This is a genomic window from Anaerolineae bacterium (genome assembly GCA_025062375.1).
Classification (GTDB): domain Bacteria; phylum Chloroflexota; class Anaerolineae; order SpSt-600; family SpSt-600; genus SpSt-600.
Genome location: JANXAG010000028.1, coordinates 1 through 25,390, shown reverse-complemented (window position 1 = coordinate 25,390; position 25,390 = coordinate 1). Strand labels below are relative to the sequence as shown.

The window sequence follows — 25,390 nt, the reverse complement described above, 5'->3', positions numbered from 1 at the left end:
ACAGCCCCCTACCCCTACTTTTACACCTGTTATTCCCACGCCTACACCCACTCCAGGAGCCATTTGCCTTTCGGCTGTTGAAGGTTTGGTTCAGGATGCCGATACAGGTGCCCCCCTTCAGGGAGTTGTGGTAGAATTGAAAGGGAACGGGTGGAAAACCCAAACGGCTACTGGTTCCGATGGCCTGTTTAGAATTCACGGTCTATGCTATGGAGTAGGAGAGATCTCTATAACAGGCATGAGGATAGTGGAAGGAGAAACAAAAGTGTTCCTGGATGGCAGAAGCACTGTAAGGGTAACCCTCAAAGCCAGAATTTTGGGCCCAGTTCAAACCCCTACCCCCACAAGAGTCCAGGGCCTGCCTAAAACAGGCAATGCCTGGTGGGTAGTGGCCGCAGGCCTTGCTCTGGGGGTCCTGGCAATGGCTCTTAATAGACTCCGTCACTTTGTCAGGAGGTCAAGCTGATGAGGGGAAGACTTCTACTTGTAATTGGTATACTGCTGGCTTTAACTTCAGGTTGCCTGGTCTTTTTCCTGATGAGCAGGCAGGTCCAGCAGCCAGGACCAGCCCAGATCCCAACGCGCAAAGTAGTGGTGGCGGTTCAAGATTTACCTGCAGGGATGCCCATTGTTCCCGATGCTATCACCCTTATGGAAAAACCCGTTACCGAAGTCCCCGCCGACGCCCTTGCCTCCTTGGAGAAAACGAGAGGTAAGCTGGCAGCGGTGGATATATACCGGGGAGATATAATAACCGAGGAAATGCTCACAACCAAAGAAAAGATACTCCGGGAAAAGCCCATCTACATGATCCCTCCTGGGAAAGTGGCCTTCACCATAAGAGTTGATGAGCTCTCCTCTGTCGCCTATTCCATACAGCCCGGGGATTATGTGGACATTCTGGTGGGAATTGATTTCTTAGATGTGGATAGGGAAACCCAATGTAAGGAACCGTGTCCTGAAGGCTTCCCAGGCGAGCAACTCCCAAGGCACGTAACACAACTAACCCTTCAAAACATTCCGGTCCTCAGCGTCGGTCTGCGAACGGAGATAACCCCTACGGAAGAAATTGAGCCCACCTACCAGGGAATCTCCTACAACTATATAACCCTGTTACTTTCCCAGCAAGATGCTCTGGTCCTCAAATACCTGAGAGAAATCGGCGCAATTGTAGACCTGGCCCTCCGCAATCCTGATGACAAAAATATTGTTTCCACGGAAGCTGTCACCCTGGAATACATCCTTCGCCGCTTCAACATCCCAATTCCTCCGAAACTGGAGCAAACCTATGAATACAGAGCTGGAGAGCTGATGCGATGAGCATAAAAGTTCTCATTATTGACGATATACCTCAAACCCGGGAGAACCTGCGGAAACTTCTCTCCCTTGAACCGGACATGGAAATTGTGGGAATGGCAGCTACTGGGGAAGAAGGCGTAGAACTGGCCCGTAAACTTCGTCCTGACATCGTCCTGATGGATATAAACCTTCCGGGGATGGACGGCATAACGGCCACTGAAATAATATCCCGCGAAGTCCCTGAAGCGCAGGTTATAATGATTTCGGTCCAGGGAGAGCCTGCTTACATGCGTCGTTCAATGCTGGCAGGCGCCCGGGAGTTCCTCATAAAGCCTTTCTCCAGCGATGAACTTATTTCAGCCATAAGAAGGGTTTACGAACTCGGGAAAAGCCGTCCGGTAGTGACTCCTGCCAAACCAACCGTCCAAAAAGAAAAACCGGAAAAGACCGGCAAGATTATCTCTGCCTTCAGTCCCAAGGGTGGAGTGGGCACCAGCACCATTGCCGCCAATTTAGCCGTAGCTCTAAGTTCAGAAAGTAACTCCCGTGTTGCCCTTTTAGACCTGAGCCTCCAGTTCGGGGGACAGGATGTTATCTTTAACCTTCAACCCCGCCGCCATATCGCTGACCTCGTTTCCGAGAACATCTCTCTGGACGAAGAGACTATTATGAGCGCAATGCTTGCTCACCCATCCGGGGTCAAAGTACTTCTCGCTCCTCCCCGCCCCGAGATGGCTGACTACATAAATCCGGAGCTCGTGAAAGGAATCCTCTCCACCCTCAAAAAAGCCTTTGATTACACCATCGTGGATTGCCTGAGCTTCCTGAACGATATAACCATCACCGCCCTGGAGGCAAGCGATTTCATCCTGCTTGTTACGACCCCAGAACTCACGGCCATAAAGGGGGTGAAACAGTTCTTCCAGGTTCTTGAGGCTCTGAAATATCCCATCAACAACATCCTCCTGGTGCTCAACAAGGATGACAGGCGCAGCGGGATAAGCGCCAAGGACATCCAATCCAGCCTCAAGCACCCCATTGAAGTTGTTATCCCCAATGTTGAGGGACGGGTTCTATTTTCAGTGAACCGTGGAGTCCCACTTTATTCCCTGGAACGAAGCTCAGCTTTCTCAGAAAGCATTTCAAAGCTGGCTCAGAAAATCCAGCAAAAGGGAGGAGACTATGTCGCTTCTTAAAAGGCTTGAAAGGATGGAGCAGGAAAAACCTGCGGAGCCTAAAAAATTCGCTCGGCCTCCTGTCACCACTGAAATGGACAAATTTACATACATCTTCCAGAGAGTGCAGGACAGGCTCATTTCGGAAATAGACCTGAGTAAAGTTGAAATCAACGAGGCAGAAATCCGCAGGAAAGTGGACCAGATTTTGAACGATGTTTTGGCTGAGGAGCATATTTTCCTCAGCCGCATTGAAAGGGACCGCCTTTTCAACCAGTTGATGGATGAAATCTTGGGCTACGGGCCAATCCAGCCGCTCCTTAACGATGACACCATAAACGAGGTCATGGTCAATGGGCCTTATAAGGTTTACATTGAACGGGATGGGAAAATTGAGAAAACCAATATAACCTTCAGAGACAGCGATCACCTCATGCGAATAATAGACCGAATCCTGGCCCCCTTGGGAAGAAGGGTGGACGAAAGCTGCCCTTATATGGATGCGCGCCTCCCAGATGGTTCCCGTGTAAACGTCATAATTCCTCCTCTTTCTCTTATAGGGCCAGTTCTGACCATCCGAAAATTTGCCAAAATACCCTTCACCGTAGAAAAACTCATTGAACTGGGCACCGTAACCCCCGAAGTTATGGAATTCCTCAAAGCCTGCGTCATAGCAAGACTCAACATCGTTATATCGGGAGGGACAGGCTCAGGTAAGACCACTTTCCTCAACGTCCTTTCAGGGTTCATCCCCAATGATGAGCGCATCATCACAATAGAGAATGCGGCAGAACTTCAGCTTCGCCAAGAACACGTGGTGACCCTTGAGACTCGTCCGCCCAACATTGAGGGCAAAGGCGAGGTAACCATGAGGGATTTGGTTATAAACGCCCTCAGGATGAGGCCAGACCGGATAATAGTGGGGGAGGTGCGTGGCGGCGAAGCGCTGGACATGCTCCAGGCCATGAACACCGGCCACGATGGTTCTCTCACCACCCTCCACGCTAACTCCCCAAGGGATGCCCTCTCCCGCATTGAAACCATGGTTCTCATGGCCGGAGTTGAAATCCCTATTAAAGCCATACGCCAGCAAGTAGCCTCAGCTTTGGACCTCATAATCCACATGGAAAGGATGAAGGATGGGTCCCGCAAGGTAGTTCAAGTGACCGAAGTCCAGGGAATGGAAGGGGACACCATAGTTCTGCAAGACATCTTCGTCTTTGAACAGCAGGGCATAGAAAATGGCAGGATAATAGGCCGCCTGAGGCCTACAGGCGTAAGGCCAAAGTTCATGGAGAAAATTGAAGCCGCAGGAATATACCTTCCACCGGAGATCTTCGGCGTTAAAGTGGGAATAAGGAGGTAAGGGATGAATTTAGCCCTCGTGGCAGCAATTTCTCTGGGGCTGGGGATAATCTTCATTTTCTGGGGGATAGCTCAGATAGTCTCCGCCCCAGCTAAGGTTATAGAAGAAAGGCTTGACCGGTTCGCAGCCCGAGAAATAATCACAGGGCCAGCACGAGAGCAAAGGATTGAAAGGAGAGCTATCCCCGGACTTGACAGCCTTGTGCGACGGACACGTTTCGGGGAGGGCATTGCAAGGGAGTTAGCCAGCGCTAACCTTAAGCTGACGGTCTCTGAATTTCTGGCTTTCACCCTCCTGAGCACTTTGGGAGTTGGATTGCTGGCTTACCTCCTGTATTACCGCTCCACCATTATGGGAGTTGCTGGAGCTGCGGTGGGCTTTTACCTGCCTCGTTTATTTGTCAAAATGGCCCAGCAGAGACGCTTGAAAGCTTTCAACAGCCAGCTGGCTGACGCTATAACCCTTCTGGCTAACTCCATGCGCTCCGGTTACAGCCTCCTTCAAGCTATGGCAACCGTAGCCAAAGAGATGCCTCCTCCGATCTCGGAGGAATTTGGTAGAGTAGTCTACGAAGTGGATGTTGGACTCCCAATTCAGCAAGCTTTGAACAATATGGTGAGAAGGGTCAAAAGCGATGACCTTGATCTTATGGCTACCGCGATCATCATTCAGCACGATGTGGGAGGAAACCTGGCCGATATACTTGACACCATAAACGAGACCATCCGGGAAAGGGTAAGGATTCAGGGAGAAATCAGAGCTCTCACTGCCCAGCAGAGATTGACAGGTTACGTCATAGGCTTCCTGCCGTTCGGCCTCGCCATGATAATTTACCTGATAAACCGAAGTTACATCTCTAATCTCTTCACGGATCCATGTGGGTTAATATTAATGGGCGTAGGCCTTTTCATGATGTTGATTGGAGCTTTCTTCATTCGCAAGGTGACGCAAATTGAAGTATGAAAGGAGGAAATTATGGGTAGCCTTTTGCCCCTGGTGGTGGCTCTGGGTGTGGGCCTCGGGGTGCTTATCTTTTTCCTGGGCTTATATTCCATATCGGCCACTACGGCTACAATTCAAGAACGCTTGGAAGAATATGGGACGAGGCCTCTGACTTTAGAGGAATTGGAGCTTTCTCAGCCTTTCAGCGAGCGTGTTTTGAAACCCTTACTCCGAAATTTGGCCAGAACCATTATGCGCTTTACCCCCAAAACCATGATGGAAAACACCGCCCGGATGTTAGAAAGGGCCGGTAACCCCTATAACTGGACAGCAGTGGAATTTATAGGCTTCAGGGTCTTAGCCGGAGTTTTGCTGGGGTTCGCAGGCTTTCTCCTTACAAGAATAGCCCATGTTCCCGTATCCAGGGGGCTGGTTTTTCTTATCCTCATGGGACTGCTCGGTTTCGTCATCCCTTCCTTTTGGCTCGGACAAAGGGTAAAAGCGCGGAAAAAGGAAATTTTGAAAACCCTACCCGATGCCATGGACCTTATAACCGTAAGCGTTGAGGCGGGCCTCGGCTTTGACCTGGCTATAGCCAAAGTGGTGGAAAAGTGGGATAACGAATTGGCCAGAGAGTTTGCCAGATTCCTGGGTGAAGTCAGGGTTGGAAGATCAAGACACGACGCTCTCCGCAGCATGGCCGCCAGGATTGACCTTCCAGAATTCACAGGCTTCATAGCCTCCATAATCCAGGCCGAAGAGTTAGGAGCCAGCATAGCTAAGGTCATGAGGATTCAATCCAACCAGATGCGCATCCGCCGTCGTCAAAGGGCAGAAGAACTGGCACGCCAGGCACCTATCAAAATGATCATCGTCCTTGTCTTCTTTATTTTCCCCACCCTTTTCATAGTGCTATTAGGCCCTGGCCTCATCATCATTAAAAATTCTGGAGTATTCAAGGGGATAATGGGTTTCTAAAATGGCCTGGTTTTTGGATTCAATCCTGGACCTCCTTTTCCCCCCAAGGTGTGGAGGATGCGGAAGCTGGGGTAAATGGTTCTGCGATGATTGCTTAAAGGCCATCCGATTTTTAAAAGAGCCGCATTGCCGTTTCTGCGGAAATCCTGCGGAAGACTGGGGGATATGTCCTTCCTGCGCCCGCGAGCCCCATTCCCTTGAGGGAATAATCTCTGTAGCCTACTTTGAAGGCCCTATCCAGAAAGTCGTTCACCTTATAAAATACCAGGGAAAAACTGCTCTCGTCTCCCCTCTAACAGAGCTCATGGCTTCCCGAATCCTCCGGAACCCTGTCCAGGCTGAGGGTATAATACCTGTCCCTCTTCATCCTTCCCGCTATCGAGAAAGAGGGTTTAATCAATCAGCCCTGCTGGCAGAAGGCCTCAGCAAACATCTGGGGATCCCTGTGCTCGACGGAGCCCTCGAACGAATCCGTTATACCCGCCCTCAAGTGGGCTTGAATGCCCAGGAAAGGAAAGAAAACGTTAAAGGAGCCTTTAGAGCCAACCCCTTTAAAGTGGCGGGGAAAAACTTAATAGTGGTGGATGACGTCTGCACCACAGGAGCAACCCTCGAAGAATGTGGCGTTGCCCTTAAAGAAGCGGGGGCTAAACGGGTGTGGGGGATAACCTTAGCGAGGGCCCCTTAATTTCAGAAAAGAGGGTTAATGATGGGAAAATTCGGCTTAGAGGAGAAAATAAAGAACAAAAAAGCAATTATAAGCGTAATCGGCCTTGGCTACGTAGGTCTCCCCCTGGCTAAGGGCTTTGCCAGCAAGGGATTCAGGGTTATAGGCATTGACCTGGACCCGAAAAAGGTTCAGGCCATAGCTCAGGGACAAAGCTACCTTAAGGATATCGCTCACGAAGAAATCGCCCCTCTGGTCAGAGAAGGTAAACTTGAGGCCACCACCGATTACCGCTTAGCTCAGGGAGCCGACGCTATATTCATATGCGTGCCAACCCCCTTTGACCGCTGGCGAACCCCGGACCTATCTTTCATAGAAAGTGCATCCAAAAGCCTTGTCCCTTATTTGCGTCCCGGTCACCTCATCATCCTTCAAAGCACCACATACCCAGGAACCACAGAAGAACTCGTGCGCCCGATCCTGGAAAGCTCAGGCCTCAAAGTCGGAGAAGACTTCTATCTGGCTTTCTCTCCCGAGCGTATAAACCCGGGAGATAGACTCCATACCGTTGAAAACACCCCGAAGGTAGTGGGTGGGGTGACCCCTCTCTGCACCGAGTTGGCTGCTCTGCTCTTATCCCAGCTTTGCCCCCAAGTTTTCAAAGTTTCATCCCCCCGCGTAGCTGAAATGACCAAGCTCCTGGAGAACATCTTCCGCAGCGTTAATATAGCCCTGGTCAACGAAATGGCTCTCCTTTGCGAAAGAATGGGCATTGACATATGGGAGGTCATAGAGGCCGCCTCCACCAAACCCTTCGGCTTCATGCCCTTCTACCCAGGCCCCGGGGTTGGAGGACATTGTATCCCTGTTGACCCCTTTTACCTGGCCTGGAAAGCCAGGGAATACGATTTCCACACCCGTTTCATAGAGTTAGCAGCTGAGGTGAACGAAGCCATGCCCTACCACGTAGTAGAACTGGTGGATAAGGCTCTGGAAAGCCAGGGAAAAACCGTCAGAGGCTCCGCAATCTTGACCCTTGGAGTGGCCTTTAAGAAGGATGTGGATGATCCCCGTAACTCTCCCGCTGAGCGGATAATTGAGTTGCTCCTGCGGCAGGGAGCAAAGGTAGAATACAACGACCCCTACATCCCCACCTTTGAGGTGGGAGGTAACGTGTTCAACCGGGAGAAAACCGTGTTGAACTCTCGCCCATTAAACGAAGAAACCCTTCGCTGGGCCGATTGCGTCCTCATCCTTGTGGCCCATAGCTCTTACGATTTTAAGCGTATAGTTAAAGAGGCGAAACTCGTGGTGGATACAGTTAATGCTACCCGGGGATTTGGCTCTGACCCCAAAATATTCCGCCTCGGTGCCCCTATCCCTTGAAGAGGTATGTGGCTATGGAAAAACCGAAGAAGAACCCTTTCCTCTCAATCCTGGCCATACTTTTAGCCATCCTTATAACAGTTACGATATTGAGTTTTCGGGAGAAAATTCAAAGGTTCGGAGCCTACGGCTACGGGGGAGTGTTTGTGATAAGCTTTATGGGAAATGCCACCGTGCTCTTCCCGGCCCCGAGCCTGGCTGTGGTCTTTGCTATGGGGGGAGTCCTCAGCCCCATAATAGTTGGCCTTGTGGCAGGGATTGGAGAAGCTCTGGGAGAATTAAGCGGATACTTGGCCGGACTCGGCGGAAGGGCCATCATTGAAGATTACAAGACCTATGAAAGAGTAAAGGGCTGGATGAAGAGATTTGGTTTCTGGCTCATATTCGCCCTCTCTCTAATCCCTAACCCTATCTTTGATCTGGCCGGGATAACGGCTGGGGCTTCCGGTTTCCCCGTTCTACGCTTCCTCCTCGCCTGCTGGATGGGTAAAACCATTAAAACCACCGCGGTAGCTTTTGCCGGTTTTTATTCCATCTCCTTTATAGAAAAACTGCTTTCCCGATAAAATTGGCCAAATACAGCCCCCGCCACCACTAGAACGTAGAAGATAACTGGAGCCAAGAGCAAGGGCACAAAGCAGCACAAAACAATGGTATAATAGGGCAAAAAGGAAATCCAGTAACCTATGTAACCTATGCCTACAGATATTGCCCACGCTCCCAGGTAACCCCAAGGATTGGCCTTTATGAGAGCCCACCACTCGGATACTTCAAAAGCTGCGCCTATGTTGCCCCTGGCGGCCAGATTAGCTATAGCTGCAGGAAGTGGAATTGAACCGAGAGTCAATAGGACAATGCCCAAAAGCAGGCCAGCCATTAATAAAAACAATCCTACCAAAGGGGCAAAAGTCCCCCCTTCAGAGGGGCTGGAAGAAACAAAAAGGGACAGAAAATAAAGGATGTAACCCCCCACGATAAATATGAAGCCTGGTAAGAGGTAAATGAGGCTGACAATGAAACCCTTAACCCCATTGGCAATAAGTTCGTTAAAGTTATCCCAGGCTGGTAATGAGGGGTCCTCCCCCTGGATCACCTTTTTCATTATTCTTATCACGTAGCCGAGCACGAAAATGCTGGGGATTATGGGAACTACAAAACTTCCCAGCACCAGGGCTGAACCGATTAGAAAGCGGCTTGGCCATTCAGGACCCTTGAAAGGAAAACGAATGAAAGTTTTTAGGGTTTCAAGCATTTTTCACCTCCGACAGCATTGAAATTTGGTCTATTTTAAAGTTCTGCAGGATTCTTGTCAAAGCGAGGCCAGAGTTTCTGAGCTCCTCTGATTCAGCATCGGAAACCGCAGGCCCCGAGTTTCCGCGACCGAAAGTTCCCCGCAGACCATTCCCGGAGAAAATTTATAAGCCCTTCACAATTTCTTCACAACAGTTCAGTAAGCTTATAACCGGAAAAATTAAAAGGAGGTAGGACTATGAAAAAGTGGATAGCGGTTTTAGTGGCGGTGGTGGTAATAGGGCTGTTGCTTGGTGCAGGTGTAAAAGTAGCTTCTGCCCAGGCCCCCACTCCTACTCCAACCCCTAAAGCCCCTGCTCCGGTTCCGTTTAAAGGATTTTGGCGGGGATGGGAGTGCAATCTCCGGACCGTTGCTGAGATCTTAGGAATGAGCCCGGATGAGCTGGCAACGGCTCTCCGCAATGGTAAAACCATCGCTCAGCTGGCTCAGGAAAAAGGCATTGCTCTCTCCACAATCGTGGACCGGTGTCTGCAGTTTGAAAAAGACTGGCTTTCCTTCCTCGTTCAAAAAGGCTACATCACCCAGGAAATGGCCGATAAATGGCTCAGCATAAAGAGGCAAATGCTGGAATTTCAGTTCACATATAACTGGAAAAGGGGGGTTGGCTGGGGCTGGGGCAGGATGCGAGGGCCAAAAGGTTTTGGTCCATGCTGGTAGTATAAAAAAGCGGGGGAGTGAACCTCCCCCGCTTCGCTATTAAGGATTGGCAAGGATTACTACCCCTGGAAGCTCCTTGCCCTCCAGGAATTCAAGACTTGCTCCCCCGCCTGTAGAAACGTGAGTTATCTTTTCAGCAACACCAGCTGCTTCTACAGCGGCGGCTGAATCGCCCCCACCCACTACTGTGGTGACGCCTTCCAGTCCTGCCAGGGTGTGGGCAATAGCAAAAGTTCCCCTGGAGAAGGGTTCTACCTCAAAAACCCCCAGAGGTCCATTCCAGAAAATTGTCCGGGCCTGGCGAAGTTTTTCTTTGAAGAGCTCAACCGTCTCGGGGCCTATGTCCAGAATACGCCATCCTGCAGGCACTTCCCAGGGTTTCACAATCTTAACAGAAGCATCGGGTGCCAGACGGTCAGCTATCACCACGTCTACAGGCAAGAGAACTTTATCCCCTCCCTTTTGGAGGATTTCGCGGGCTATCTCCAAAGCCTCATCTTCCACGAGGGAATCGCCAACAGCGTAGCCTGAAGCTTTGAAGAAGGTATTAGCCATCCCTCCTCCGATGAGGAGCAGGTCCACTTTTGGAAGAAGGTTCTGTATTACCCCGATTTTGTCGGATATTTTGGCTCCACCCAGAATGGCTACAAAAGGCCTTTCCGGGTTGGAAAGCAAAAGGCCCAGGAAGAGAATCTCCCTTTCCATCAAGAAGCCGGCTACAGCTGGCAGATAATGAGCAACCCCCTCGGTGGAAGCGTGGGCCCTGTGAGCGGTGGCGAAGGCGTCATTAACATAAATGTCAGCTAAAGCGGCAAGTTTGCGGGCAAATTCAGGATCATTGGCTTCTTCTTCAGGATGGAAGCGCAAGTTCTCTAGCAGTATCACCTCCCCTGGTTTCATTTCTTTTACCGCCTTCTCCACCTCAGGTCCGACGCAGTCGTCCAGTTTTTTGACCGGAATCCCCAGGATTTCCGAAAGCCTCTGAGCTACCGGGTCCAACCTGAACTCCGGAGATGGCTTCTTCGGGCGGCCCAAATGGGACATTAAAATGACGGCAGCTCCATGGTCCAGGAGATACTGGATCGTAGGTACAGTGGCTCTTATGCGCCGGTCATCGGTTATGCGCCCTTCGGAGATAGGGACGTTGTAGTCAACCCTGACCAGAACCCTTTTTCCCTGAACGTCTATGTCACGGATTGTCTTTTTCTTCATGTTTCACCTCCTTCTTGATGGTTACATCTCCAGCCCATACCGTTTTTACTTCCCCTTCGGGTGTAGCCAGCAGCAATGCTCCATCTTCGTTTATGTCAATAGCTACCCCTTCTAAGATGCCGGTAGGGGTGATTACTGAAATTTCCTGGCCCAGAGGGTAAAGCCTTGCCAGCCAATCCCCCCGAAAGTCTCGCCCTTTTCTTAATTCCCTGTAATTCTCTTCCAAGCGAAGCAGGATTTCTTGAAGGAGGGTGAAGCGAGGTAATTCATACCCCAGTTCATCCGATAGGCTGGTGGCATAGGGTGCCAAGGGGGAAAGAGGCGAATCTGAAATTTTAACATTCACATTCAAACCAACGCCCACTATCGCATAGAGGATACGGTCCTCCAGCGCCCGGATTTCCGTAAGAATCCCTCCAGCCTTCTTCCCCGCGATAAGTATATCGTTGGGCCATTTTATCTTGACTTTAAGGGGTGTTAAGCTCTCAATGGCTTCGGCTATAGATAGGGAAGCAATCATTGTAAGGCGATGAGCTTGTTGGGGGAGAAGGGGCGGCCTGAAGATTACAGACATAAGAATAGAAGAACCTACTGGGGAAATCCAGGTTCTTCCCAATCTCCCTCTGCCAGCAGTCTGTTCTTCCGCCAGGACAACGGTTCCTTCAGGGGCGCCAGCCTCGGCAAGCCTCTTAGCTTCGTCCTGGGTGGAAGTTACCGTGCGAAAATAGTAAACCCTATGACCCAGCGAAGTTTTCATCGTAAATTATTATATCTTCAAAACTTCAACCATCAAAATTGAAAGCTTCAAAAGCGACCGTCCCCAGGTGGCTGGCCATGACCATCTTTCAAGCGAATGCCAGCCGCCGAGGCAGCAGCCACCGGCGCTCGTCTATTGCTTGCTATGGGGCGTTTAATGGTGTAAAATTTAATATAGAGTCAGCCCTCTGGGGGCGGTGCGAAGGAGGCGGAATGCCCATTATAAAAGTTTCAGCTAAGTCTCGTTCTACCGCAGTAGCTGGAGCTATAGCAGGGGTAATAAGGGAGAGTAAAAGGGCGGAAGTCCAGGCTATAGGGGCCGGTGCCGTCAATCAAGCCATAAAAGCTATAGCTATCGCCAGGGGCTATTTGGCCCTGGATGGCTACGACATTGTTTGCATCCCTTCTTTCACTGAAGTTGATATAAACGGTCAGGAGAGGACGGCCATAAAATTTATTGTGGAGCCACGTTGATCATGGCGCCGGTTAACCCTTTTTGGGCTCCACCTGCGAAACTGGTATCTCAATGGTGGTTTCATTTTCCAGCCGGACGGTTACCGTCTCTTTGATTACGTTGATAGCCGTTATTTTCCCTTCCCCTTGAGGAGTTTTTATTTTTTGCCCTACTTTTGGCAAGCGCTCCTTAAACTCTTTGTAAATTTCATACTCATAACGAAGACAGCACAGAAGCCTGTTGCATAATCCTGAAATAGCTGCAGGATTTATAGGCAAGTCCTGAACTTTGGCCATCTTTATAGAGATAGAGGCAAACTCTGTAAGGAAAGAAGCACAGCACAGAATGCGCCCGCACGGCCCTATCCCCCCCATGAACTTAGCCTCATCCCGCACTCCTATCTGGAAAAATTCCACCTTAACATCCAATTCTTTCTCAAGGGCCTGAGCAAGCTCTTTAAGGTTCAGTTTTTCTTCTGAAGTGAAATACAGGTTAAGTTTTGTCCCTTCAAAGTTGTACTCCGCCCTTATCAATTTGATGCCTAAACCAGATTTTCGGGCCAGCTCGCGGGCTCTATCCAGAGCTTTCTCCCCCTCCCGCCGGTAAAAATCCATCCTCACAAGATCCCAGGAAGTAGCTTTGCGGATTATCCCCCTTAAAGGGGTCTCTATTTCTTTTTCCGTTACCTCCCGTGGTGGTATTACAACTTTCCCGATGTTGCGGCCCTGAGTTGTCTCAACCACCACGTAGTCCCCCCTTGCCAGATCCTCAAAACCTGTAGCATCAAAGCTGTAAATCTTGCAACCCTCTCTAAAACGCAGCCCTACCACTAACGGCATTTCATCACCCCTCCTGGACTAACCCGGGCAGCTTTAACACCAGAACATCCAGAACAATGCGCAGGTTAGCATTTCGGCTCAGAGCTTCCAGAATAAACCTCAAATCCTTCAAACCGCTGCGGATTTTCTCTTTGCCCAGTTTCGTCGCCACTGCCCTCAGTTCATCCTTGAAGTCCACATTTACTACCATATCCTGCATACCTTCCAGCAACAAAAGCATATCCCTCAGAGCTAAAATCCACCTTTTCACCATTTCCTGAACTCTTTCTTCCTCCCTCTCCTTACTGATGGCCTCTGCCCATTCTAACCTTGTAATTGTATCACTTTTTATGAGCCGAAGAAAAGCCTCCAGGTCCTCCGTCCGTTCCCGAAAAGTTCTTTCTTCTTTGAGAAATTCTACAGCCTTTCCCACACACCCCTCCGAAATACGAGCCAGGAGGGAAGCCCTGGAACTTTCGATCCCCCACTTTTTTTCCAGAAATTCACGGATCAGATCATCTGGAAGAGGTCTCAGGTTCAAGACCTGGCACCTGGATACGATGGTGGGTAGAAGTAAATCGGCCGAAAGGGCTGTGAGGATAAAGATGGAGTGAGGGGGTGGTTCTTCAAGGGTTTTTAAAAGGGAGTTGGCCGCCTCCGGTGTGGCTTTCTCTGTATCGGCAATGATAAAAATCCTGTAAGGACTGCGGTGGGGAGCCAGAAAAGCCTCTCTCTGCAGTTCCCTAATTTGCTCAATCTTGATGGAACTATTATCTGGCTCCAGAACTTTTACATCCGGATGGCGACCTTGGGCCACATCGCGGCAATCCCGGCAATGGCCACAAGGAGGCAAACTCACCCTGCAACATAAAGCTTTAGCAAATTCCAGAGCCAGAGTCCTCTTCCCTACCCCCCTCGGCCCAGTGAAGAGGTAAGAGTGAGAAACATCTCCACGTCTTATAGCGTTTTCCAGAAACTCCAGGGCCCACTCATGTCCTATCAATCTTCGCATTACCTCCAAGTTGCTCGATGAAAGCATCAATTCGGTTGCGAATTTGTTCCTCGGAATAATAGCGGGAATCGCACATGTCGGCGTCTATAATAAGGCCGGGAACCCCTGTTTCAGCAGTGACGATGCGTTTTATATCGTATTGACCAAGGGAATAGGGTTTGCAGGAGCGGTTAGAATGCATCACAAAGCCATCCACCTGGTACTCCCGGATAAGGTCTATCATCTGTCGGGCCCGGTAGGAAAGGCTGCGGTTCAAGAGGACAGAGGTATAGGCTCTTGCCAGCGCTTCCAAAGGTTCCCCTCTCTCAACTGGATTGTCCCATGCCCCTGTGTAGGTATCCACCACAAAACAGCATCCTTTTTTGGCAAAGTAGGAATAAAAACGATACAGCCGGTTCCACAGGGCTATGTTGTCCCAAAGGAGCCGATATCGCTCCTCGGGTATTGCTCCTTCTCCTCTATCAATCCTCTCCTGAACTTCGGCTTTGAGGGCCTTGTAGTATTCAACCGCCTCTTTAGTTCCCCTCAGAACTACAATAGCAGCCATGTTGACAAAAAGGTCAGGGGCGTTAAGAGGAGAGGGACGAGCTTTGCAGAGCTTCCTTATTTCACCCCAGAGGTGAACGCACTCGTTAGAAAGCTCCAGAACCTCCCAGAAACGCCTGTAGTTCAAGGGGCGGCGAGTATGACGTTCCAGGAATTCAATCATTTCTTCCAGCTGACTCTTAACATAACTGATAATATGCGGCTCAAGGCCGTTGTGGAGGAAAGGGGTATCCAGGATGAAAAGGGGAATTCGGTAGCGGTGGGCAAGGGCTTCAAACCACTTAACTACTGTTCCACAAATGTTATTGCATACGATGAGGAGGTCAGGCTTGGGCAAACCGCGCATCGGGGCTGAGGCGGGGTTAAAGATGCTTCCCAGGTTGATTTTGGCATAGGAGCAGAGCTCCGGGGCATAACCATGGGCTTCGGCCGCTTCGCTGAGGAGGGTCCCAGCTCCACGTGCTCCGCACAAAGCACCATAGTTTTCAGGATAAGCTGCTTCGATTCCCATAGCCCTCAGAATTTCCACCGGAGCTCCACTGGTGACCCAGGCTAAAGGTCTCAGGAAATGAAGGTAGCGGACTTTGAAGTAGTGCCTCCGCATGAGTTTTGCGAGAATATTAGTGCTCTTTAAGCGCTTAGCCGACATTTTCCTCCTTTCGCGTGGAAGGTAAGGTAAACCAGAAAGTACTGCCCTTGCCCACTTCGCTTTCAACCCATATTCGCCCACCCCACATGTTGACGAGCTCTTTAGTTATGTAAAGCCCCAGGCCAAATCCTTTCTGCCCTCTGTTCAATGGTTCCCCTATCTGATAGAAGCTGAGGAAAATCTTTTCTTTCTCCTCAGGAGGGATCCCGATTCCTGTATCCTTGACGAACATGTAGGGTCTATCCCCAAGCCTTGCACCTATCGTTATTTTTCCTCCAGGCGGGGTGAATTTTATAGCGTTAGAGATAAGATTGCTCAGGACTACTTCTAGCTTCGCAGGATCAGCCTGGACCCTGTGGACTTCAGGTGGTATATCTATGGCTATCTCAAGTTTCTTATCATTGGCCAGAGGTTCGTAACTTTCCAGCACTTTTCCCACAAGTTCGGGCAGGAAAACGCTTTCCACCTGGAGGGATACCGCTTTCTTTTCCAGCTGTCTGAAATCCAGCAAATCCTTCAGAAGAGAAGAAAGGCGTAAAGCGTTGCGGGTTATGGCTTCGGCAAACTCTTTCAGGCGCGGATCCTGAATTTCCTCTCTTAAGATCGAGGCATAACCCAGGATCAGGGAAAGGGGGGTGCGGAATTCGTGGGCGATAATAGTCACAAAGTTGCTTTTGAGCCTTTCCACTTCTTGCAGTTCTACGAAGGCCTTCTGGATTTGCTCAAAAAGTTTAATGTTTTCCAGGGCTATCGCGCCCTGTCCCGCCAGTATGGTGAGAAAATCGTGGTCAGACATGAGGAAAGGAGCAGAGCCCGGGTTTTTGAAGACCGCCAGGAACCCAAGAAGTCTTTCACCGGCCTTCAGAGGAGCAGCCAGGAGTTGAGCAAGGCCAGCCTTTTCCATCAGAGAGGCCACTTCCTGGGGGTTTTCCTGAGTCCAGAGGATAGCAGAACTGCTGTTCTCCAGAGCTTTCATCAGCTTGGCTTGAAGTTCCAGGGTCAGGCGAGGTAGAGATTCCACCGGTTTACCCAGAAGTTTGTCCCAATCCACTTCATACATCCACACCCCATCGGCTGAAAGGCTTTTCCAGGCGGTCAACAGAAGTTTGTTCTCCAGCTCTTCCAGGTTTAAAGTGCTGAGAAGCGTCTTTGAAATATCAAAGAGAGGCAAAAGAGCTTTGATACGGAGGCTTTCTCTGCGCAGCTGGTCCATTTCCATGACGTAGGAGACGAGAGCCTTGAGTTCATCTGGGGTAAAGGGCTTGAGGAGGAAACCATTGACCCCCAGCCTTATGGCTTTGAGGGCCAGGTCCAGTTGCCCGTAAGCAGTCATCACAATCCAGGGAACGTCGGGATAAATTTCACGGATAAGCCTGGCGGTTTCAACCCCATTGATCCCTGGCATTTTGATGTCAGTTATAATGAGGTCAAAGGGCTTTTCTCTGGCCTTTTCCACCGCTTCCATTCCATCGGCAGCCGTCTCTACTTCAAAGCCCATCATCTGCAGGATAAACTGGCATATCTTGCGCACTGATATTTCATCATCAACCACTAAAACGCGCTTTTTATGAGCCAAGGCTTTCCACCACTTTTATCCAGTGTTTTTCTTTCCGATAAGGGCCTATTATCGCAAGCTTCATTCGGGACGCCTTTACCAGTTCTTCAGCTACTCTCTTTAGATCCTGGGGGGTTACAGCATCTATAGCCTGTATCACTTCTGAAGGGGTCATAGTATGGCCAAGGAGAAGCTCTTGCCTGCCGTACCAGAAAGCGAGGCTGAGGGAATCCTCCAGGTGGAGCAAAAGCCTGCCTTTTACGAATTCCTTAGCTTTCGTCAGTTCTTTTCCGGTTACCTCTTGAGTTTTTAATAGCGAAAGTTGCTCTACTACAGCTTGCAGGGCTTCGTCCAGACGGTTAGGGGATACTCCAGCTGCTATTCCGACAGCGCCTGAGTCTGTGAAAAATTCAAGGTAAGAGCTTATGCTGTAGGCAAGGCCCCTTTTCTCCCTTATCTCGGTGAAGAGACGCGAGCTCATTCCCTCCCCCAGAACAGCGTTCATAACCGAGAGGGCAAAGCGATCGGGGTGGGTCAAAGGTAAACCGTACCAGGTAAGGACCACATGAGTTTGCTCAACACGACGGCTTTCGTAGGCTTGAGCCGGGCTATCGGAAGGAGGAGGAGCAGGAGTAAAGGTAAAGGATGAATCTCCCACCCACGTTGATAGCCAGCGATGGGCTTCCTCTGAGGCTTCTTCAAAGGTTATAGCTCCCGCAAGGCTTATTACAGCTTTCGCTGGAACATAATGTCTGGATTTGAATTCCAGAAGCTTTTCCCGGGAGAGGTTCTGAAGGCTTTCCTTTGTCCCTATAATTTCCCTCCCCAGGGGATGGCCGGGCCAGAGAAGGTTTGTAGCCATAACAAAAACCCAATCTTCGGGTGAATCTTTCATCCCCCGCAATTCTTCCAAAATTACTGCTCTCTCCTTTTCTACATCCTCTTCCCGAAAAAGAGGGTTAAGGAGCATATCGCTCAGAAGCTGGAAGCCTAATTTCCAGTGGTCTTTGGGAAGCTTTATCCAGTAAGAAGTAACCTCCTGCGAAGTGCTTCCATTAATGACTCCTCCGACTCCTTCTATAGAGGAAGCGATGTCCTTAGCTGTGGGCCAGTTGCTGGTACCTTTGAATACAAGGTGTTCGATGAAATGGGAAATGCCTCCCTCAGGGTCACTTTCATAGCGGGAGCCAACTCCCAGCAGGAAAACCATGCTTACAGCCATTGTGTGTGGCAGAGGAGTAACCAGCAGGCGAATTCCCTGCGGTAAAGTAGCCTTCTCAGGCGTCAACATTCTGCCCCCTGCTTTTCAAATAAATCAAGAGCGAGTTTTTCCTGGTCGCAATACAATCTCTGGCGTGCCATAAGGAGGTCCCAATCCACTTTATGGCCATCAAACTCTGGCCCATCCACGCAGGCGAAACGGGTCTGCCCATCCACTTCAACTCTGCAAGCCCCGCACATTCCGGTGCCATCAACCATTATAGGGTTAAGGCTTACGATGGTCTTGACCCCGAAGGGCTTGGTGGTAAGAGAACAGAATTTCATCATTATTGCCGGGCCAATAGCCCAGACCACATCTATCTTGCGGCCACTTTCCAGCAGCTCTTTGAGGGGCACAGTAACAACGCCCTGGCGGCCATAGGAACCGTCGTCAGTGCAGACGATAAGTTCATCGCTAACGGAACGGATTTTATCCTCCCAGAATAATAGCTCTTTAGTTCTGGCGCCGATTATTGAAATAACGTAGTTTCCAACGTTCCGGAGCTCACGGGCTATGGGGTAAATGGGAGCAATGCCAAGCCCTCCCCCCACACAGACTACTGTGCCATAGCGCTCAATTTCCGAAGGTTTACCGAGGGGACCAACGACGGCGTAGAGGCGATCGCCGGAGTTCATCCTGGCCATAAACTTCGTGCTTTTTCCTACAACTAAGAAAACAAGCGTTATCCATCCCTCTTCAGGGCTAAAATCGGCTATTGTTAGTGGGACCCTCTCCCCTTTCTCCCATGGAATCACTATTACAAACTGACCTGCCCTGGCTTTGGAAGCAATCCTTGGGGCATAAACTTTGAACTCTTTGGTGACCGGGGAATGGTCATGCTTTTCCAGAATTTCGTACATCACCAGCCTCCTCGGACTGTAAGGAGTAATTGGGTGACCCCGCTCATTATACTCTGGGGGAAAACAGGTGTCAAGCATGTTAAAAAGCTTACCAAAGTTCAACAGCTGGGGAAAATTGTCAGGAGTTTAAAGGATGGCAACCAGCTGGCCCCCCTATGCAGCAGGACCGACTCCCACCCTTAACCCCGGCAAATGGTTGACAACGGTGGGACTAATAATTAAAATTAACGGCGAAAGCCACGGTGAGGAGAAATCATGGGCATAACCATAGCAGTTGCAGGCAAGGGAGGGACGGGTAAGACCACTTTCGCCGCTCTTGTTGTAAAATGCCTCAAAGAAAACACTAATGGTTTAATCCTGGCCGTAGATGGGGATCCCAGCTCTAACTTCCATCTGGCCCTCGGTTTGCCCCTGGCAGAAACCGTGGGCCATATCCGGGAAGATACCCTCTCCCAGATCCAAAAAGGGGCTCTTCAGGGAGGAATTTCCAAAGTTGATTACCTGGAGTTGCGCATTAGCAAAGCTCTGGTAGAGGGCGATAGGGTTGATCTTATAGCTATGGGGCGCCCCGAAGGACCAGGCTGTTACTGCGCAGCCAATGCAATCCTTAGAAATGTAATTGACCGCCTTAAGAACGATTACGATTACGTGGTTATAGATAACGAGGCCGGGATGGAGCACATAAGCCGCCAAACCACTCAGAACGTTGACGTTCTATTCGTCATCTCCGACCCCACCATTAAAGGGATTATGGCGGCCAAAGGAATTGTAGAACTGGCCAGGGAGTTGGGGACAAAAATCCGCAAGGCTTACCTGGTTGTAAATAAGTTAAATGGCGACCTCCCGGAAATGCTAAGGGACAAAATTCAAGAAGTGGGGTTAGAACTTATAGGAGCCCTTCCCAACGAACCGAAGATGGCGGAGTTTGACCTGGTGGGGAAACCTGTATTAGAGCTGGAGAAAACCTCCCCCCTTTACAAAGCTGTAGAGGATATTCTCCGCAGAGCAGGTGTGATTCAATAGGAGGGTGAACCGGTGGCAAAAGATAAGCTGATTATGGGTCCGACCTTTGAGGAAATGCTTCACCCCTGGAAAATTAAGCCTGAAATACGCCAGAAAGCCCTTGAAGCTCGCCTTAAAGATCCACTGGACCCTGTTAACCTTTACAACATAACCTGGCGCGATGGGCACAATAGGATCTACTATGAGGTCCTCCCCAGAGAGTTTACCGGAGTTGAAGCACCCATCGTGGTGCTTTACGCCAAAGATTTCCCCACAGGGAGCCATAAAGTTGGTGCTGCATACTCCATACTGGTAGAAAAACAAATAGCAGGCCTGGTTAATCCCGCCCTCCACACTTTGGTTTGGCCCAGCACCGGCAACTATGGAATTGGGGGAGCATGGGTTGGGTCCCGGATGAACTTTGATAGCATTGTTATCTTGCCGGAAGGGATGAGCAAAGAGCGGTTTGAACTAATCCGCTCCTACGGAGCCCGCTACATTACAACCCCTGGTTCTGAAAGCAACATCAAGGAAATATACGATAAGTGCAAAGAGCTTGTAGCCCAGGACCCCCAACGGATACGTGTCCTCAATCAGTTTGATGAGTTTGGCAATTACCGGTTTCACTATTACGTGACCGGAAACACCATAGTGGAGCTAGCAGAGGAACTCAAAGCCCAGGGCATAGGTAAGGGTAAAATATCTGCTTTCGTTTCAGCCATGGGCTCAGCAGGAACCATCGCTGCTGGGGATCGGCTCAAACAGGTCTGGCATGATTGTAAAGTGGTGGGGCTGGAACCAATTCAATGTCCAACCCTTTCCCTCAATGGCTACGGTTCCCACGATATCCAGGGCATAGGTGATAAACACGTCACCTGGATCCACAACGTCTGGAACATGGACGCTCTCATGGGCATTGATGATCTGGAATGCAAGATGGGCCTTCAGCTTCTAACCGAGGAAGCTGGCTGGAAAACGATGATAAAAAGATACGGTGTCCCCGAGAAGAAGGTGATGAAAATGTCCCAGATCTTCGGGATATCCGGGGTTTGCAATGTCCTGGGGGCAATAAAAACAGCTAAATTCTACGGATTTGGAAAGGACGACGTTATAGTAACCATCCTTACCGACGCAATTGACCGTTATCGCTCAGTGATGAAAGAGCTTACGGAAAAATATGGGCCAATGGATGAGGTGGAAGCAGCTGTCCGATTGGTCAGCATATTCCACAAGCAGAAACTGGACTGGATTTTCGAGGGTACCAGAGAGATGCGCAACCGTTGGCATAATCTCAAGTACTTTACCTGGGTTGAACAACAGGGTAAAACTGTTGAGGAACTTGACGCACAGCGCGATCCAGAATACTGGCTCGCGCAGCAGGCCCGCGTGGCTGAAGTTGATAGATTAATTCAAGAATCCAGAGGATAAGGAGGGTGAGATTATGACTGAGCTTACCGAAAAGGAGCAGATTGTCCTGGATGCAATGCGGCAAGCGGGTAAGCCCGTTCGCCCCGGCGATGTGGCCACTATGACTGGCCTTGACAGCGAAGAGGTTTCAAAGATCATAAAGAAGCTTCAGAAGAAGGGGCTCGTTATATCACCAAAACGGTGCTTCTACGCACCATCCCAATAAACCACAAGGAGGTGGCAAAATGCTTTTCCGAATAGGAGAGAACATCCAGATCCTTTCCCCCAGGGTGCGTCAGGCTATCGACAACCGGGAACCTGCCTACCTGATTGAACTGGCCAAAGCCCAGGTTATGGGCGGAGCTCATATGCTGGACCTCAACATTGGCCGGCGAAAGAAGGATGGCCACGAGGTTATGCCCTGGCTCATTGAGATAATCAATGAAGCTGTCCCCGGAACTCCTGTCTCTCTGGATACCACGAACCCCCAAGCCATAGAAGCTGGTCTTAAGAAGTGCCAGGAGCTGGGCCTCAAGGCCATGATAAACTCCGTATCGGCCGAAGAAGAGCGCCTTACTTCCATTGGGCCACTGGCAGCTAAATACAATGTCCCGGTTATCGCCCTGACTATGACCCAAGCGGGTATTCCGGTGAGTGCGGAGGATAGGGCCAACATCGCTATGGAAATAATCATCCCTCGCCTCACAGAAATGGGAGTGCCTGTGGAAAATATATACCTTGATCCCCTTATCCTTACCGTTAACGGGTGTCAGGAACATGTGCCTAATGCTGTGGAAGCTATCCGTTATTTCAAAGCCCTGAGCGATCCTCCGCCCAAGACGGTGGTGGGTCTTTCCAACGTTTCCAATCGTGTTCCCAAAGAAAACCGCAGCCTTGTAAACAGGGTTTACCTGGTTATGCTCATGGCTGCGGGGCTTGACGCCGCTATCCTGGACCCTCTGGATGAAAAGCAAAATGAAGTTATCCGGATAATCGAGCAGCGGGATGATAGCACCCCAATAGGCAAGCTTCTTCTCGCCCTTTACGATGCTACCGCTGCAGGCGAGGATCTGGATCCATCGGTGGTTGACATGAAGGATCCGGAGCAGGTGGCAGTATGGAAGACGATCCAGATCCTCAAGAACAAAGTAATATATGCCGATTCTTATCTCCAGATGTAAGGGGGAAACATGGCCGTTTACCTTCATGCTGACAGTTCCAAATGTTCTGGCTGTAAAGCTTGCCTTGTAGCTTGCAGTTTAGCGAAATTTGGCGTAAACAACCCCAAAAAAGCTCGTCTGGCTATAATTCCCAAGTTCCCGGCGCCAGGCATCTTTGAAGTCAAAACCTGTACCAACTGTGGCACCTGCGCTGAGGTTTGCCCTGTAGATGCGGTGAAGATAAACGAAAAGGGCGCCTATTATATTGACCCCAATGAGTGCATAGCATGTATGGCTTGCGTCAAAGAATGCCCGGAGCAGGTAATCTTCACCCATCCTGATTACCCGGTGCCTTTTGAGTGCGACCTCTGCGGAGCCTGCGTTGAAGTATGTGGGCCAGGGGTCCTCTGGATTGAGTAAATAAAGGGCACTGCCTCTGGAAGTTTTCACAACACCACGGTGCTAAAGGAGGCGGAAATGAATGGCTATGGTGGAAAAATTCTCAGAATAAACCTTACCACGGGTCAGATTTCCAAGGAGCCCACTCCTACTCACATAGCTGAAAAGTTTCTGGGTGGAAGAGGTTTTGGCATTTACTTTTTATACACCGAAGTCCCCAGGGGAGCTGACCCTTTAGGACCTGAAAACAAAATCATAGCTTCACCGGGGCCTCTTTCTGGCACATTAGCCCCAGGCGCTGGCAAAATGGATTTCACCACTAAATCGCCCCTTACGGGAGGGTATGCCTCAGCCAGCGTTGGAGGCCATCTAACGGCTGAGCTCAAATACGCTGGCTACGATTCCATCATCATTGAGGGTATCTCGCCAAAACCTGTTTATCTCTACATAAACGATGATGAAGTGGAACTGCGGGACGCTTCGGACTTATGGGGTAAAGGGTCAATAACCGTTGAGACAGAGCTCAAAAAGCGTCTTGGTGAAGAGTTTCAGATCGCTACGATAGGTCCGGCTGGTGAGAATCTGGTAAAATATGCCTGTATAACCCACGACTTTGGGAGGCAAGCTGGGCGTGGGGGCGTCGGAGCAGTTATGGGGGCTAAAAAGCTCAAAGCTATAGCTGTTCATGGCACCAGAGACATCCCGGTAGCTGATCCGCAAGCACTCCTGCGCCTGGGTACCGAAGCCATTAAAGCCTGCAAAGCTTCCGAAGCCTTTGAAGTATGGGTTCGGTATGGCACCTCAGGAGTGACGGTCTGGTCCAATGAAGTAGGGGCTTTTCCGGTGCGCAACTTCCAGGCTGGGGCTCTAGAGGATTACAGCGGCCTGAGCGGTGAGACCATGCGGCAGCGTATCGTCATAACCGATAAAGGGTGTTTTGGTTGTCCGAGTCCCTGCGGCAAGTATTCTTACAGCAAGAAATACAGCATCTATGTAGAAGGCCCCGAATACGAGACCACAGCTCTTATTGGTGGGGATTGCGTTCTTACCGATATTGAAGATGTAGCCTATGCTAACTGGCTCTGCGATGAACTTGGGATAGATTCCATCTCGGTGGGCAACGTTATTGCCTTTGCGATTGAGTGTTTTGAAAAAGGGATATTGACCAAAGAGGAAACCGAAGGCCTCGAGTTGCGCTGGGGGGATCCCCAGGTGGTTTTCACACTATTGGAGAAAATAGCTCGCCGTGAAGGAATTGGGGACCTGCTGGCCGAGGGTGTAAAGCATGCCTCTCAAAAATTGGGTGAAAACTCTGAAGAATTTGCCATCCACGTAAAGGGCATGGAAATGAGCGGTTACGAGTGCCACAATGCTCCTGCGATGCTTCTCAGCTACATGACCTGCGATGTTGGTGCTCACCACAACCGTTCGTGGGCTATAACCTACGACCTTCAGGTAGGCCGCGACCTTGTTACAGATGACAAAGTTGATAGGGTCATCTACCTTCAACACGTCCGACCCCTCTTTGACTGTCTTGGGGCTTGTCGGCTCCAGTGGGTGGAGCTCAGCATTGACCTGGGCCTCTATCCTCCTATTTTGAAAGCTATAACCGGGATTGATCGGTCCTGGGAAGATTTGATGAAGATCTCTGAAAGGGTCTGGAACCTGACCCGGATGTATTGGGTACGAGAGGTGGAAGGTTTCGGGAGGGAGTGGGATTATCCGCCTCCGCGCTTCTATAAGGAGCCTGTAACTTATGGTCCCACTAAGGGGAAGCGCATGGAGTGGGATGATATCCAGAGACTTCTGGACACATATTACCAAAAGCGAGGATGGGACAAGAACGGGATACCCACCCCTGAGAAACTGGCGGAGCTTGGGCTTGCCGAGATTGTAAGGATAGGGGTATAGAGGGTGGCGAAAATAAAGATAGTGGGGATTTTGAGCCGCTACGCTGGAGACCGAAAAGAAGTAGAGGTTGAGGGAGGTATAAGCGTAGAAGAAATTCTTGCCAAACTGGAAATACCCTCGCCTCTTGTGGGGGTAGTGTTGGTCAATGGGAAACAAGTGGACAAAAGCCATGTAATAAGAGAGGGGGATGAGGTTAAACTCATCCCCCTCATAGGTGGTGGAGAGGCCTATTAATTCAGCCCTTGTAACCTCATTTTTCAATCCCACTCCAGTGCAATTGCGGCTTTGATAACATTTCTATTGACGAAGAGGCCAACATTGCTTTCAATCCCACTATGGTGCGATTGCGGCATGATGGTCACCATTGTGACCATCATTGAATAGCCTAGCCCATTTCAATCCCACTATGGTGCGATTGCGGCTTATGCGGGGGTAGATTATGTCAAATTGGGCGAATTTTCAATCCCACTATGGTGCGATTGCGGCATGTTCCGCAGAAGCAAAATAGAGCCCTCCCCGCCGCTTTCAATCCCACTATGGTGCGATTGCGGCACATAAAAGAGCGTTTGCAAGACTTGATTGAACGACCTTTCAATCCCACTATGG

At 50.1% G+C, this 25,390-nt stretch carries 27 protein-coding genes and 1 CRISPR repeat array; of the genes, 18 read left to right on the top strand and 9 right to left on the bottom strand.

The window, feature by feature from the left end:
- The 9 genes from NZ653_07730 to NZ653_07690 all read left to right on the top strand — a co-directional run.
- A partial coding sequence (locus NZ653_07730) for a carboxypeptidase-like regulatory domain-containing protein (GenBank protein ID MCS7287006.1) occupies nucleotides 1-466 on the top strand: 466 nt, incomplete at its 5' end.
- On the top strand, nucleotides 466-1,320 hold the full coding sequence (gene cpaB, locus NZ653_07725; protein MCS7287005.1) for a Flp pilus assembly protein CpaB: 855 nt from the start codon (nucleotides 466-468) through the stop codon (nucleotides 1,318-1,320). The genes NZ653_07730 and cpaB, both read left to right, overlap by 1 nt.
- Nucleotides 1,317-2,495, top strand: a complete 1,179-nt coding sequence (locus NZ653_07720) for a response regulator (GenBank protein ID MCS7287004.1) — start codon at nucleotides 1,317-1,319, stop codon at nucleotides 2,493-2,495. The genes cpaB and NZ653_07720 overlap by 4 nt, the downstream gene beginning before the upstream one ends.
- Nucleotides 2,482-3,840 (top strand): CpaF family protein, encoded by a 1,359-nt coding sequence (locus tag NZ653_07715; protein ID MCS7287003.1) that lies wholly within the window; start codon nucleotides 2,482-2,484, stop codon nucleotides 3,838-3,840. The genes NZ653_07720 and NZ653_07715 overlap by 14 nt, the downstream gene beginning before the upstream one ends.
- A gap of 3 nt (nucleotides 3,841-3,843) precedes the next feature.
- Nucleotides 3,844-4,803, top strand: coding sequence for a type II secretion system F family protein (locus NZ653_07710; protein MCS7287002.1), 960 nt, complete (start codon nucleotides 3,844-3,846; stop codon nucleotides 4,801-4,803).
- Nucleotides 4,804-4,815: 12 nt separating this feature from the next.
- Entirely contained in the window at nucleotides 4,816-5,760 is a 945-nt protein-coding gene (locus NZ653_07705; protein ID MCS7287001.1) for a type II secretion system F family protein, read from the top strand.
- Between the two features lies 1 nt (nucleotide 5,761).
- Complete coding sequence (locus NZ653_07700; GenBank protein ID MCS7287000.1) at nucleotides 5,762-6,448, top strand: ComF family protein; 687 nt, start codon at nucleotides 5,762-5,764, stop codon at nucleotides 6,446-6,448.
- Nucleotides 6,449-6,466: 18 nt separating this feature from the next.
- Entirely contained in the window at nucleotides 6,467-7,813 is a 1,347-nt protein-coding gene (locus NZ653_07695; GenBank protein ID MCS7286999.1) for a nucleotide sugar dehydrogenase, read from the top strand.
- A 14-nt stretch (nucleotides 7,814-7,827) separates the two neighbouring features.
- On the top strand, nucleotides 7,828-8,379 hold the full coding sequence (locus tag NZ653_07690) for a VTT domain-containing protein (GenBank protein MCS7286998.1): 552 nt from the start codon (nucleotides 7,828-7,830) through the stop codon (nucleotides 8,377-8,379).
- Here the strand turns inward: NZ653_07690 and NZ653_07685 are convergent.
- Nucleotides 8,340-9,065 (bottom strand): DUF4013 domain-containing protein, encoded by a 726-nt coding sequence (locus NZ653_07685; protein MCS7286997.1) that lies wholly within the window; start codon nucleotides 9,063-9,065, stop codon nucleotides 8,340-8,342. The two genes, NZ653_07690 and NZ653_07685, sit on opposite strands and share 40 nt — an antisense overlap.
- A gap of 237 nt (nucleotides 9,066-9,302) precedes the next feature.
- Here NZ653_07685 and NZ653_07680 point away from each other — a divergent pair, with 237 nt between their 5' ends.
- A complete protein-coding gene (locus NZ653_07680) occupies nucleotides 9,303-9,782 on the top strand; it encodes a hypothetical protein (protein MCS7286996.1) in 480 nt (159 codons plus the stop codon).
- Nucleotides 9,783-9,821: 39 nt separating this feature from the next.
- On the opposite strand, the gene NZ653_07675 is transcribed toward NZ653_07680, so the two are convergent.
- Together NZ653_07675 and NZ653_07670 are read right to left on the bottom strand one after the other, a co-directional pair.
- On the bottom strand, nucleotides 9,822-10,994 hold the full coding sequence (locus tag NZ653_07675) for a phosphoglycerate kinase (GenBank protein MCS7286995.1): 1,173 nt from the start codon (nucleotides 10,992-10,994) through the stop codon (nucleotides 9,822-9,824).
- Nucleotides 10,972-11,751 carry a biotin--[acetyl-CoA-carboxylase] ligase gene (locus tag NZ653_07670; protein MCS7286994.1) on the bottom strand — a complete coding sequence of 260 codons (780 nt, stop codon included), beginning with the start codon at nucleotides 11,749-11,751 and terminating at the stop codon, nucleotides 10,972-10,974. Before NZ653_07670 ends, NZ653_07675 begins: the two co-directional genes overlap by 23 nt.
- 212 nt (nucleotides 11,752-11,963) lie before the next feature.
- Here NZ653_07670 and NZ653_07665 point away from each other — a divergent pair, with 212 nt between their 5' ends.
- On the top strand, nucleotides 11,964-12,224 hold the full coding sequence (locus tag NZ653_07665; protein ID MCS7286993.1) for a stage V sporulation protein S: 261 nt from the start codon (nucleotides 11,964-11,966) through the stop codon (nucleotides 12,222-12,224).
- A gap of 12 nt (nucleotides 12,225-12,236) precedes the next feature.
- On the opposite strand, the gene NZ653_07660 is transcribed toward NZ653_07665, so the two are convergent.
- Genes NZ653_07660 through NZ653_07635 form a run of 6 tightly spaced genes read right to left on the bottom strand, consistent with a single transcriptional unit; the run spans nucleotide 12,237 to nucleotide 18,905 of the window.
- On the bottom strand, nucleotides 12,237-13,043 hold the full coding sequence (locus tag NZ653_07660) for a stage 0 sporulation family protein (GenBank protein MCS7286992.1): 807 nt from the start codon (nucleotides 13,041-13,043) through the stop codon (nucleotides 12,237-12,239).
- A gap of 4 nt (nucleotides 13,044-13,047) precedes the next feature.
- Nucleotides 13,048-14,034 carry a DNA polymerase III subunit delta' gene (gene holB, locus NZ653_07655; protein MCS7286991.1) on the bottom strand — a complete coding sequence of 329 codons (987 nt, stop codon included), beginning with the start codon at nucleotides 14,032-14,034 and terminating at the stop codon, nucleotides 13,048-13,050.
- The gene (locus NZ653_07650; protein MCS7286990.1) at nucleotides 14,012-15,184 is read right to left on the bottom strand and encodes a 2-hydroxyacyl-CoA dehydratase family protein; all 1,173 of its coding nucleotides are present in this window, start codon (nucleotides 15,182-15,184) and stop codon (nucleotides 14,012-14,014) included. Before NZ653_07650 ends, holB begins: the two co-directional genes overlap by 23 nt.
- Before the next feature lie 34 nt (nucleotides 15,185-15,218).
- A complete protein-coding gene (locus tag NZ653_07645; protein ID MCS7286989.1) occupies nucleotides 15,219-16,781 on the bottom strand; it encodes a response regulator in 1,563 nt (520 codons plus the stop codon).
- Nucleotides 16,782-16,794: 13 nt separating this feature from the next.
- Nucleotides 16,795-18,075, bottom strand: coding sequence for an insulinase family protein (locus NZ653_07640; GenBank protein MCS7286988.1), 1,281 nt, complete (start codon nucleotides 18,073-18,075; stop codon nucleotides 16,795-16,797).
- The gene (locus tag NZ653_07635) at nucleotides 18,069-18,905 is read right to left on the bottom strand and encodes a sulfide/dihydroorotate dehydrogenase-like FAD/NAD-binding protein (protein MCS7286987.1); all 837 of its coding nucleotides are present in this window, start codon (nucleotides 18,903-18,905) and stop codon (nucleotides 18,069-18,071) included. Before NZ653_07635 ends, NZ653_07640 begins: the two co-directional genes overlap by 7 nt.
- Nucleotides 18,906-19,160: 255 nt before the next feature.
- Here NZ653_07635 and NZ653_07630 point away from each other — a divergent pair, with 255 nt between their 5' ends.
- The 7 genes from NZ653_07630 to NZ653_07600 are packed head-to-tail and all read left to right on the top strand — an operon-like array spanning nucleotide 19,161 to nucleotide 25,018.
- A complete protein-coding gene (locus tag NZ653_07630) occupies nucleotides 19,161-19,928 on the top strand; it encodes an AAA family ATPase (GenBank protein MCS7286986.1) in 768 nt (255 codons plus the stop codon).
- 33 nt (nucleotides 19,929-19,961) lie between these two features.
- Nucleotides 19,962-21,335, top strand: coding sequence for a pyridoxal-phosphate dependent enzyme (locus NZ653_07625; GenBank protein ID MCS7286985.1), 1,374 nt, complete (start codon nucleotides 19,962-19,964; stop codon nucleotides 21,333-21,335).
- A 13-nt stretch (nucleotides 21,336-21,348) separates the two neighbouring features.
- Complete coding sequence (locus tag NZ653_07620) at nucleotides 21,349-21,540, top strand: MarR family transcriptional regulator (protein ID MCS7286984.1); 192 nt, start codon at nucleotides 21,349-21,351, stop codon at nucleotides 21,538-21,540.
- 19 nt (nucleotides 21,541-21,559) lie between these two features.
- Nucleotides 21,560-22,495: a dihydropteroate synthase gene (locus NZ653_07615; GenBank protein ID MCS7286983.1), complete on the top strand. Its 936-nt coding sequence runs from the start codon at nucleotides 21,560-21,562 to the stop codon at nucleotides 22,493-22,495.
- A 9-nt stretch (nucleotides 22,496-22,504) separates the two neighbouring features.
- Complete coding sequence (locus NZ653_07610) at nucleotides 22,505-22,894, top strand: 4Fe-4S binding protein (protein ID MCS7286982.1); 390 nt, start codon at nucleotides 22,505-22,507, stop codon at nucleotides 22,892-22,894.
- 57 nt (nucleotides 22,895-22,951) lie between these two features.
- Nucleotides 22,952-24,784 carry an aldehyde ferredoxin oxidoreductase family protein gene (locus tag NZ653_07605; protein MCS7286981.1) on the top strand — a complete coding sequence of 611 codons (1,833 nt, stop codon included), beginning with the start codon at nucleotides 22,952-22,954 and terminating at the stop codon, nucleotides 24,782-24,784.
- Between the two features lie 3 nt (nucleotides 24,785-24,787).
- A complete protein-coding gene (locus tag NZ653_07600) occupies nucleotides 24,788-25,018 on the top strand; it encodes a MoaD/ThiS family protein (protein ID MCS7286980.1) in 231 nt (76 codons plus the stop codon).
- 21 nt (nucleotides 25,019-25,039) lie between these two features.
- A CRISPR array of direct repeats spans nucleotides 25,040-25,338; the repeat unit is 30 nt; unit sequence TTTCAATCCCACTATGGTGCGATTGCGGCA.
- Between the last annotated feature and the right edge of the window lie 52 nt (nucleotides 25,339-25,390).

What these genes read in the sequence shown, in the direction of transcription:
- NZ653_07635 (MCS7286987.1), bottom strand. Translation starts at nt 18,905, where the DNA reads ATGTACGAAATTCTGGAAAAGCATGACCATTCCCCGGTCACCAAAGAG.
- NZ653_07605 (MCS7286981.1), top strand. Translation starts at nt 22,952, where the DNA reads ATGAATGGCTATGGTGGAAAAATTCTCAGAATAAACCTTACCACGGGT.
- NZ653_07680 (MCS7286996.1), top strand. Translation starts at nt 9,303, where the DNA reads ATGAAAAAGTGGATAGCGGTTTTAGTGGCGGTGGTGGTAATAGGGCTG.
- NZ653_07715 (MCS7287003.1), top strand. Translation starts at nt 2,482, where the DNA reads ATGTCGCTTCTTAAAAGGCTTGAAAGGATGGAGCAGGAAAAACCTGCG.
- NZ653_07620 (MCS7286984.1), top strand. Translation starts at nt 21,349, where the DNA reads ATGACTGAGCTTACCGAAAAGGAGCAGATTGTCCTGGATGCAATGCGG.
- holB (MCS7286991.1), bottom strand. Translation starts at nt 14,034, where the DNA reads ATGCGAAGATTGATAGGACATGAGTGGGCCCTGGAGTTTCTGGAAAAC.
- NZ653_07660 (MCS7286992.1), bottom strand. Translation starts at nt 13,043, where the DNA reads ATGCCGTTAGTGGTAGGGCTGCGTTTTAGAGAGGGTTGCAAGATTTAC.
- NZ653_07650 (MCS7286990.1), bottom strand. Translation starts at nt 15,184, where the DNA reads ATGCGGAGGCACTACTTCAAAGTCCGCTACCTTCATTTCCTGAGACCT.
- NZ653_07690 (MCS7286998.1), top strand. Translation starts at nt 7,828, where the DNA reads ATGGAAAAACCGAAGAAGAACCCTTTCCTCTCAATCCTGGCCATACTT.
- NZ653_07705 (MCS7287001.1), top strand. Translation starts at nt 4,816, where the DNA reads ATGGGTAGCCTTTTGCCCCTGGTGGTGGCTCTGGGTGTGGGCCTCGGG.
- NZ653_07675 (MCS7286995.1), bottom strand. Translation starts at nt 10,994, where the DNA reads ATGAAGAAAAAGACAATCCGTGACATAGACGTTCAGGGAAAAAGGGTT.
- NZ653_07630 (MCS7286986.1), top strand. Translation starts at nt 19,161, where the DNA reads ATGGGCATAACCATAGCAGTTGCAGGCAAGGGAGGGACGGGTAAGACC.
- NZ653_07685 (MCS7286997.1), bottom strand. Translation starts at nt 9,065, where the DNA reads ATGCTTGAAACCCTAAAAACTTTCATTCGTTTTCCTTTCAAGGGTCCT.
- NZ653_07615 (MCS7286983.1), top strand. Translation starts at nt 21,560, where the DNA reads ATGCTTTTCCGAATAGGAGAGAACATCCAGATCCTTTCCCCCAGGGTG.
- NZ653_07720 (MCS7287004.1), top strand. Translation starts at nt 1,317, where the DNA reads ATGAGCATAAAAGTTCTCATTATTGACGATATACCTCAAACCCGGGAG.
- NZ653_07700 (MCS7287000.1), top strand. Translation starts at nt 5,762, where the DNA reads ATGGCCTGGTTTTTGGATTCAATCCTGGACCTCCTTTTCCCCCCAAGG.
- NZ653_07625 (MCS7286985.1), top strand. Translation starts at nt 19,962, where the DNA reads ATGGGTCCGACCTTTGAGGAAATGCTTCACCCCTGGAAAATTAAGCCT.
- NZ653_07610 (MCS7286982.1), top strand. Translation starts at nt 22,505, where the DNA reads ATGGCCGTTTACCTTCATGCTGACAGTTCCAAATGTTCTGGCTGTAAA.
- NZ653_07710 (MCS7287002.1), top strand. Translation starts at nt 3,844, where the DNA reads ATGAATTTAGCCCTCGTGGCAGCAATTTCTCTGGGGCTGGGGATAATC.
- NZ653_07695 (MCS7286999.1), top strand. Translation starts at nt 6,467, where the DNA reads ATGATGGGAAAATTCGGCTTAGAGGAGAAAATAAAGAACAAAAAAGCA.
- NZ653_07665 (MCS7286993.1), top strand. Translation starts at nt 11,964, where the DNA reads ATGCCCATTATAAAAGTTTCAGCTAAGTCTCGTTCTACCGCAGTAGCT.
- NZ653_07640 (MCS7286988.1), bottom strand. Translation starts at nt 18,075, where the DNA reads ATGTTGACGCCTGAGAAGGCTACTTTACCGCAGGGAATTCGCCTGCTG.
- NZ653_07670 (MCS7286994.1), bottom strand. Translation starts at nt 11,751, where the DNA reads ATGAAAACTTCGCTGGGTCATAGGGTTTACTATTTTCGCACGGTAACT.
- cpaB (MCS7287005.1), top strand. Translation starts at nt 466, where the DNA reads ATGAGGGGAAGACTTCTACTTGTAATTGGTATACTGCTGGCTTTAACT.